The sequence below is a fragment of the Acidovorax sp. HMWF018 genome (assembly GCF_003061035.1).
Classification (GTDB): Bacteria; Pseudomonadota; Gammaproteobacteria; order Burkholderiales; family Burkholderiaceae_C; genus Acidovorax; species Acidovorax delafieldii.
Genome location: NZ_QAIM01000535.1, coordinates 1 through 5,024 on the forward strand (window position 1 = coordinate 1; position 5,024 = coordinate 5,024).

Genomic DNA, 5,024 nt, shown 5'->3' on the forward strand with positions numbered 1-5,024 from the left:
CCCGGCAACGGCGGAGTCCACCTTTGTGCTGGCGATGGCCGATGCCACGGCGGCGACGCTGGTGCCGGCCCTGGTGGAGATCATCGAGCGCGAAGCCCCCGGCATCTCCATCCGCGTGCTGCCGCTGACCACGCGCGACCCCCGGCGTCTGCTCGAAGAAGAGGCGGCCGACATGGCTGTGGGTTACTTTCCAGCGGCACTGGCCGACCTCACCGCGCGGGCGCAATCAGGCGGCGTGGTCGCCTTTGAAAGCCGCCGGCTGTACGACGGCGAATACGTGTGCGTGATGCGCCAGGGCCACCCTCTGGCCGACGCGCCCCTGACGCTGGACACCTACTGTGCAGCGCGGCACATGCTGGTGAGTTTTTCGGGCCGGCCCTTTGGTTTCATCGACGAAGCCCTGGCGTCGCTGGGCCGCGAGCGCAAGGTGGTGATCACGGTCAACCAATTCTTCACGGCCGGTCGGGTGGTGTCGGGCTCGGACCTGCTGACCGTGCTGCCGCGCCACTTTGTGCCAGTGACCGGCATCGCCGACGCCTTGGTGCAACGGGCTTTGCCGCTGGACGTGCCCGCCGTGCACGTGGATGCCCTGTGGCGCCGGCGCGGCCCCCAGCAGGCTGCAATGACCTGGCTGCTGCAGGCGCTTGCACGGTCAGCACGGCGCACCTTTCCGGGGCAGGACCTGCACGGCACGCCTTAGACTGCACGGCTGATGAATATCCAGCTTTTGTCCGACCTCCATCTGGAGGCACACCCCTACTTTGTGCCCGAGCCCGCCCTTGGCGCGGATGTGCTGGTGCTGGCGGGGGACGTGGGCTCCTACCAGCAGGGCTCTCAACTGGACGACGACGACTTCGGCCTGGCCCGGTTTTCGCCGTTGTCCCAATATGCAGGCTGGCCGACCCCCGTGCTGTTTGTGCCCGGCAACCATGAGTACGACGCCCAGGACTTCGATGCCGCGCACCTGCGGCTGCGCCGGACCTGCGACCGCCTGGGCATTGCGTGGCTCGAACGTGAAACCCTGGTGCTGCAAGGCGTGCGCTTTGTCGGCACGACGCTCTGGAGCGATTTCGACGCGCTGGCCGACCACGAAGGCACCACCGACCTCACGCGCCGGCTCAAGCTGCGCGACAAGGCTTTTCGCGCGGCCAACTTCTACCTGCGCAAGACCGGTGGCACGCGCCACGCGGAGCCGTTTCTGGCCGAACCCATGCGCGATCAGGCGCTGGTCTGCCAGCAGTGGCTGCGCGATGAGCTGCAGCAGCCATTTGACGGTGCCACCGTGGTTGTCACCCACTTTGCGCCCAGCCTGCGCAGCGCCGACCCCCGCTACGGCCTGGTGCCTGGCACGGCGGGGTTTTGCAACGCGCTGGACGACCTGCTGATGTACACCCCGCTGTGGCTACACGGCCACCTGCATGCGCCCAGCGACTACACCGCCCAGGGCACGCACAGCGATGGCTCCGCCTGGCAGTGCCGGGTGGTGGCCAACCCGCTGGGTTATGCGCGCAAGGGCGAGCAGATAGCGTTTCAGCCGCGCTGCATGGTCACCGTATGATCGGTGCGCGGTTCGTACGAATCCGCCACGCGCCGAACAGAACAACATGACCCAGGTCAAGACAACAGGCACCCGCGCAGAGTAGTCTGCTTCATCCTTTTTCGGAGAACACTATGAACATCCTGCTTGCTGTCGATGGCAGCGCCTACACCAAGAAAATGCTGGCCTACCTGGCCACCCACGAAGAACTGCTGGGCGGCACCCACACCTACACCGTGCTGACGGTGCAGGCCCCGCTGCCTCCCCGCGCACGCGCCGCGCTGGGCAAGGAAGTGGTCGACAACTACCACGCGGAAGAAGCCGAAAAAATCCTCGCCCCGGTGTGCAAGTTCCTGGGCCGCCACGGGGTGGATGCCAAGCGCAGCGTCAAGGTCGGCGCGGTGGGCGAGACCATTGCCAAGGTGGCAGACACCGGCAAGTTCGACCTGCTGGTCATGGGCTCGCACGGCCATGGCGCCATCGCCACGCTGGTGATGGGCTCGGTGACCACCCAGGTGCTGGCCCACAGCAAAGTGCCGCTGCTGATCGTTCGCTGAACGCACAGGTCCACAGCGCACAACGGCGCAACGCCCACCCCAAAGCCCTGCCTTGCAGGGCTTTTTTTCATCTCGTTACGACTAAATGGTTATTGAATGACCAATCAGTTTACTTTCGTACCAAATGGTTATACATTCGCGCCACGCCCATCTTGGCGTGTCATTTCCATCGAAACCGAGAGGAACGACCCATGAAGAAGACCCTGATTGCACTCGCTTTGACCGCTGGCGCCACCTTCAGCGCCATGGCGCAAGACATCGTCGATACCGCCGTGAAGGCGGGCAACTTCAAGACCCTGGTGGCCGCCGTGCAGGCCGCCGGTCTGGTGGACACCCTCAAGGGCCCCGGCCCGTTCACAGTGTTTGCCCCCACCGACGAAGCGTTCGCCAAGATCCCCAAGGCCACGCTGGACGGCCTGCTGGCTGACAAGGCCGCACTGACCAAGGTGCTGACCTACCACGTGGTGCCCGGCAAGGTCATGGCCAAGGATGTGAAGGCGGGCAAGGTCAAGACCGTGCAAGGCCAGGAACTCACCGTCACCACCAACATGGGCGTGATGGTGGACCAGTCCAAGGTCATCGCCGCCGACGTGGCCGCCAGCAACGGCGTGATCCATGCGATCGACACGGTGCTGATGCCCAAGTAAGCCACAGGCACCACCGCTCTTTTCACCCACCATCCATTCACGAGGAGAAGCCGCCATGAACACCGTATTCAATCGCCGCACCGTCCTGATGGCCGCCGCCCTGGGCGCCAGCACCACCCTGTTGCAGGCCTGCGGGGGCAGCGACGACGAACCCCAGCGCAACATCGTCGAGCTGGCGCAAAACACCCCCGAGCTGAGCATCCTGGTCGAAGCCGTGGTCGCAGCTGGCCTGGCGCCCACGCTGAGCACAGGCACGCTCACCGTGTTCGCGCCCACCAACGCGGCGTTTGCGGCCTTGCTGACCGAACTGGGCGTGACCAAGGAAGCGCTGCTGGCCAACAAACCCCTGCTGACCGCCGTGCTGACCTACCACGTGCTGGGCAGCAAGGTGATGCGGGCTGATGTGCCCCTGGGCAAGGCGATCACGCCGGTGTCGGGCGGCTTCTTCAAGATCGAGTCAAACAACGGCCTGAAGATCACCGACGGCCGCAACCGCGTGAGCACCATCACCAGCACCGACATCCAGGCCAGCAACGGCGTGGTGCATCTGGTGGACAAGGTGCTGCTGCCCGTCGACAAGGACATCGTGGCCACGGCCTCGGCCCTGCCGGACTTCAGCATCCTCGTCGAGGCCGTAGTGGCCGCGGGCCTGGTGAGCACACTGCAAGGCGCTGGCCCTTTCACTGTGTTTGCCCCCACCAACGCCGCGTTCGCGGCGCTGCTGACCGAGCTGGGCGTGACCAAGGACGCGCTGCTGGCCAACAAGACCCTGCTGACCCAGGTGCTGACCTACCACGTGGTGCCCGCGCGCGTGCTCAAGGCCGAAGTGCCCGTCAATACCGCCATCACCACCGTGCAGGGCCAGACCTTCACCATCAACGCCAGCTTGGTGATCACCGACCAGAACATGCGCACCAGCAGCATTGTGGCTACCGACGTGTTCACCAGCAATGGAGTGATCCACGTGGTGGACAAGGTGATCCTGCCCAAGTGACAGGACTGCAGGTGCTGCCTGGCCCCACCGGCGCAGCACCCACACAGCAAAAAGCCCGGCATGCCGGGCTTTTTGCTGTGTGGCCTATGAAGCCGCCCGGCTCAACGCGCCGCCAGGCCGTCAAAACAGGTGCGCACCACCAGGTCCACGATTTCGGCGTCCGAGTACTGCCCGCCTTCCTTGAGGAAGCTCACCACCGGGTCGCACGCACGCGCATACAGGGTGTACAGCACCACCAGCGGCGGCAGCGTGGGGCTGATCACCCCCTGGGCCTGGGCCTGGGTGATCCATTCGCCGATCTGGTCGCTCACGGCCACCAGTCCGTTCAGGTAGTCCTTGTTGGCCATGAGTACCGCACGCAGCGTGGAGTTGCGGCTCGGCAGCAGGGGCATCTCGTTGGTCAGCAGGCGCTCCAGCGACCAGCGCACCAGCGCATGCAGCTTTTCCAGCGGGGGCATGTCGGCCGGCAACCCTGCCAGATAAGCTTGCACGCGCCCCAGGATCTGCACCATGGCGGCGCTGCACAGCTCTTCCTTGCTGCAGAAATGCTTGTACAGGCTGGCCTTGGCGATACCGACGGCGTTGGCCACGTCGTCCATGGTCATGGCGTCGAAGGCTTTTTCGCCCAGCAGGCGGCAGGCGGACTGGAGGATGGCATCCTCGCGGGCCTGATGCATCTGCTCCTTGAAAGAGACTTTGGGTTGCGGCGTTTGCATGGCGTCCATTTTATACATTGCAGTAAAAAAATAAATGACTAAGTTGCAATGCAACTACGTCGTTCACGTTTTTGACAGCACAAACCGTGCCTTGCGCCCCGCATGTGGCGAACAGCAAGGCCGTGTCAGGACACCAGCGCCTGGGCAGCGGCGCCCGTCAGCGCTGCCGACAACGCATCCAGCAGCTCGGACTCCAGGTTCCAGCAATGCCAGTACAGCTGGATCGGCAGCGACCGGCCGGGGGCCAGGTCCACCATGCTGCCGTCGGCCAGCGCCTGCCGCGCCATCAGCTCGGGCATGACCCCCACGGCCCAGCCGGCGGCCACCGCGCGCATCTGCGCCTCAGAGCCCGGCACAAACAGGTGGTTGAGCGCCACGCGCTTGAGCCCGAACGCACGGGCCACAAACTCGGCCGCCATGTCGTCCTTGCGGTTGAACGACAGAAACGACACGTCGCGGAAGTTGTGGGGCGTCAGCCCCTGCGGCAGGTACTGCTGCGCGTAACTGGCCGACGCCACCGCGACATAGGGCATGGCCCCGAGCGGCACCATCTTGCAACCGCGCAGCGCCTGC

At 65.0% G+C, this 5,024-nt stretch carries 7 protein-coding genes; 5 read left to right on the top strand and 2 right to left on the bottom strand.

Annotation, left to right across the window (positions count from 1 at the left end; translation table 11 throughout):
- The 5 genes from DBR23_RS22755 to DBR23_RS22775 form a co-directional block, all read left to right on the top strand.
- Window positions 1–700 (top strand): LysR substrate-binding domain-containing protein (locus tag DBR23_RS22755; RefSeq protein ID WP_108499671.1); only part of this gene is annotated, 700 nt, incomplete at its 5' end.
- A gap of 12 nt (window positions 701–712) precedes the next feature.
- The gene (locus tag DBR23_RS22760) at window positions 713–1,558 is read left to right on the top strand and encodes a metallophosphoesterase (protein WP_108499672.1); all 846 of its coding nucleotides are present in this window, start codon (window positions 713–715) and stop codon (window positions 1,556–1,558) included.
- 113 nt (window positions 1,559–1,671) lie between these two features.
- Window positions 1,672–2,094 (top strand): universal stress protein, encoded by a 423-nt coding sequence (locus DBR23_RS22765; protein ID WP_015011999.1) that lies wholly within the window; start codon window positions 1,672–1,674, stop codon window positions 2,092–2,094.
- 191 nt (window positions 2,095–2,285) lie between these two features.
- Window positions 2,286–2,741: a fasciclin domain-containing protein gene (locus DBR23_RS22770; RefSeq protein WP_056057084.1), complete on the top strand. Its 456-nt coding sequence runs from the start codon at window positions 2,286–2,288 to the stop codon at window positions 2,739–2,741.
- A 55-nt stretch (window positions 2,742–2,796) separates the two neighbouring features.
- On the top strand, window positions 2,797–3,735 hold the full coding sequence (locus DBR23_RS22775) for a fasciclin domain-containing protein (protein WP_108499673.1): 939 nt from the start codon (window positions 2,797–2,799) through the stop codon (window positions 3,733–3,735).
- A 101-nt stretch (window positions 3,736–3,836) separates the two neighbouring features.
- Here the strand turns inward: DBR23_RS22775 and DBR23_RS22780 are convergent, their stop codons facing one another.
- Window positions 3,837–4,460, bottom strand: a complete 624-nt coding sequence (locus DBR23_RS22780; protein WP_082522288.1) for a TetR/AcrR family transcriptional regulator — start codon at window positions 4,458–4,460, stop codon at window positions 3,837–3,839.
- A 116-nt stretch (window positions 4,461–4,576) separates the two neighbouring features.
- On the bottom strand, window positions 4,577–5,024 hold a 448-nt coding region (locus DBR23_RS22785), incomplete at its 5' end, for a LysR substrate-binding domain-containing protein (RefSeq protein WP_233250684.1).